The organism is Schnuerera sp. (genome assembly GCF_035459645.1).
In the GTDB taxonomy this organism is placed as follows: Bacteria; Bacillota; Clostridia; order Tissierellales; family Tepidimicrobiaceae; genus Schnuerera.
The window spans coordinates 1-2,241 of the sequence record NZ_DATHXO010000190.1; the positions used below are offsets into that span (position 1 = coordinate 1).

A 2,241-nucleotide genomic window follows, 5' to 3' on the forward strand; every position below is an offset into this window, starting at 1 on the left:
TAGAACCCCATATGCTAGAAAAATGTATTATGGGGATAGATATACCTTTCAAGGTGGTCCAATGAGAGGGGCAAGATGGTTTGAAAGGATGAAAGCCGACCATAAGGGAAATATCCTTAATGGGGCTAAAAAGATAGCAGGTGCTAAATGATGATAATTAAAAGTATAAGAAAATATTTTCTGGATTGTCCAATACTAGATGAGTTTATAAAAATAGGGGTCGACTATCTCGACCCAAATGAAAAAGAATACACTATAGACCCTATACCATCAAATACAGTAATAAAAGAGTATATAGATGGTGGTAGATTAAAACAATATTTATTCGTATTTGCAAGTCGAGAGTTTTATGGAGATGATGTAATACAAAATATTGAAAATAGTGGATTTTATGAAAAACTATCTAGTTGGGTGGATAATCAAAGTAAAAAAGGAAACTTACCTATCCTAAGTGGCAACAAAAAAAGTATAGAATTAAAGGTAACAACAAGTGGTTATCTATTTAATGCTACAGAGGATAGGGCTAGATATCAAATACAGATGCAATTAGTTTACTATGAGGAGGAATAAACATGGCTAAATTAGTAATGAGAAGTAAGAAAAAAGCATTTATGGAAGTAGAAACAGGGAATTTTGAAAGAATGAAGGGTTTTACAGCACTAACCACAAACAAAAACCCTGCTGAATACACGAGAAAATATGTAGATGAATCCTTTGAAACTACTGATATAGTAGGAATGAGTACGTCTATAGATTATGAGTTCGACCAAATGTTAGAAAATGCAGTACATGATAAAATAATAGATATAACTGAATCTGAAAAATTAGGTGATGATGCAGTGGTATCGATATTGGTAGTGGACTTTACTCAATCAGAAGTAGGAGGGGGATACAGGGCAGTTAAGAGAGATTTTGCAGTTGTACCTTCCACAGATGGTGATGGTACTAATGCTTACCAATATGCAGGTACCTTTAGAGTAAAAGGGGAAAGGGTAGAAGGAGTAGCAACATCCGAGGATGACTTTGAAAAGACTTGTACTTTTGTAGCAGATGGAGCAGGAATATAATATAAGGAGGATTAAATCCCATGGTAAGAAAATTTGAATTTAAGAATAATGACTTAGAATTAGATATAGCAGGAGAAAAGTTTTATATAGATCCATTTCAACCAGATTTATTTAACAGAATAGAAGAAGGGAAAACTAAACTATTAGAAGAAGGGGACAAACTAAAAAGCCTAGACGATAACTCAACTACCCAAGACTTAGAAAAAGGTATAGAACAAGCAATTAAAACTTGCACAACAGTTATTGACAGCTTACTAGGTGAAAACTCTACAGAAAGAATATTTAAAGAAAGAAGGATATCCTTTCTAGATGCAGTAGATGTAGCCCACTTTATATTTATAGAAATTGAAAGCTATATTCAAAGTGATGTAGTAAATAAATATTCGCCTAATAGGGCCCAAAGAAGATCGAAAAAGTAATGAATATATTAATTGACCTTGTACCTGATACTGTAGATGTAGAAGGTATCAGGTACAAGATTAATACAGATTTTAGAGTAGGAATATTATTTGAATTATTATTTCAAGATAGGAACTATACGGATGAAGAAAGAATAAGAATTGCTTTAAATTTATACTATGAAGAAATCCCACGTGATGAAATAGAAGCAATAGAAAAAATACTATGGTTTTATAGATGTGGAAAAGAAATTGAAGCAGTAGAAGGCAAAGGGGAAGGAAAAACCCCTAGCATGATATATTCATTTGAACATGATGCTGAATATATCTATGCTGCATTTTTAAGTCAATATGGTATAGATTTACAGGATATAGAACATTTACATTGGTGGAAGTTTAAAGCAATGTTTAGGTCGTTAAAAGATGATAATAAAATATCTGAAATAATTAGATATAGGGCTATAAAGATAACTAATGATATGAGCAAGGAAGAAAAGAAATTCTACAGAGAGATGAAGAAAATATATGGATTACCAGATAACAGAACCGAGGAAGAAAAAGAAAAAGATTTTGCAGATACAATAGCATCTATTTTATAGATACCCTTGTATGTTGTCTAAATATTTGCTATATTTAATATAGATAATATAAAGGAGGTATCTATATATGGTGTGCAAGAGTTGCGGTGGGGATAACATAAATATTCAAGCAGTTACAGAAACGAAAACACGGGGGAAAGGCTTAACATATTGGCTATTTTGGTTTTGGTTTGATAT

4 protein-coding genes are annotated in these 2,241 nt (G+C 32.1%); all 4 read left to right on the forward strand.

Going from position 1 to position 2,241, the window contains the following annotated elements; genetic code table 11:
• The first annotated feature begins 147 nt into the window (after positions 1-147).
• Genes VK998_RS04595 through VK998_RS04610 form a run of 4 tightly spaced genes read left to right on the forward strand, consistent with a single transcriptional unit; the run spans position 148 to position 2,064 of the window.
• Positions 148-570, forward strand: a complete 423-nt coding sequence (locus VK998_RS04595; RefSeq protein WP_325226002.1) for a chloramphenicol resistance protein — start codon at positions 148-150, stop codon at positions 568-570.
• A 2-nt stretch (positions 571-572) separates the two neighbouring features.
• Positions 573-1,067, forward strand: a complete 495-nt coding sequence (locus tag VK998_RS04600; RefSeq protein ID WP_325226004.1) for a hypothetical protein — start codon at positions 573-575, stop codon at positions 1,065-1,067.
• A 20-nt stretch (positions 1,068-1,087) separates the two neighbouring features.
• A complete protein-coding gene (locus VK998_RS04605) occupies positions 1,088-1,486 on the forward strand; it encodes a DUF6673 family protein (RefSeq protein ID WP_325226006.1) in 399 nt (132 codons plus the stop codon).
• Entirely contained in the window at positions 1,486-2,064 is a 579-nt protein-coding gene (locus VK998_RS04610; RefSeq protein WP_325226009.1) for a bacteriophage Gp15 family protein, read from the forward strand. The genes VK998_RS04605 and VK998_RS04610 overlap by 1 nt, the downstream gene beginning before the upstream one ends.
• The last annotated feature ends 177 nt before the right edge of the window (positions 2,065-2,241 follow it).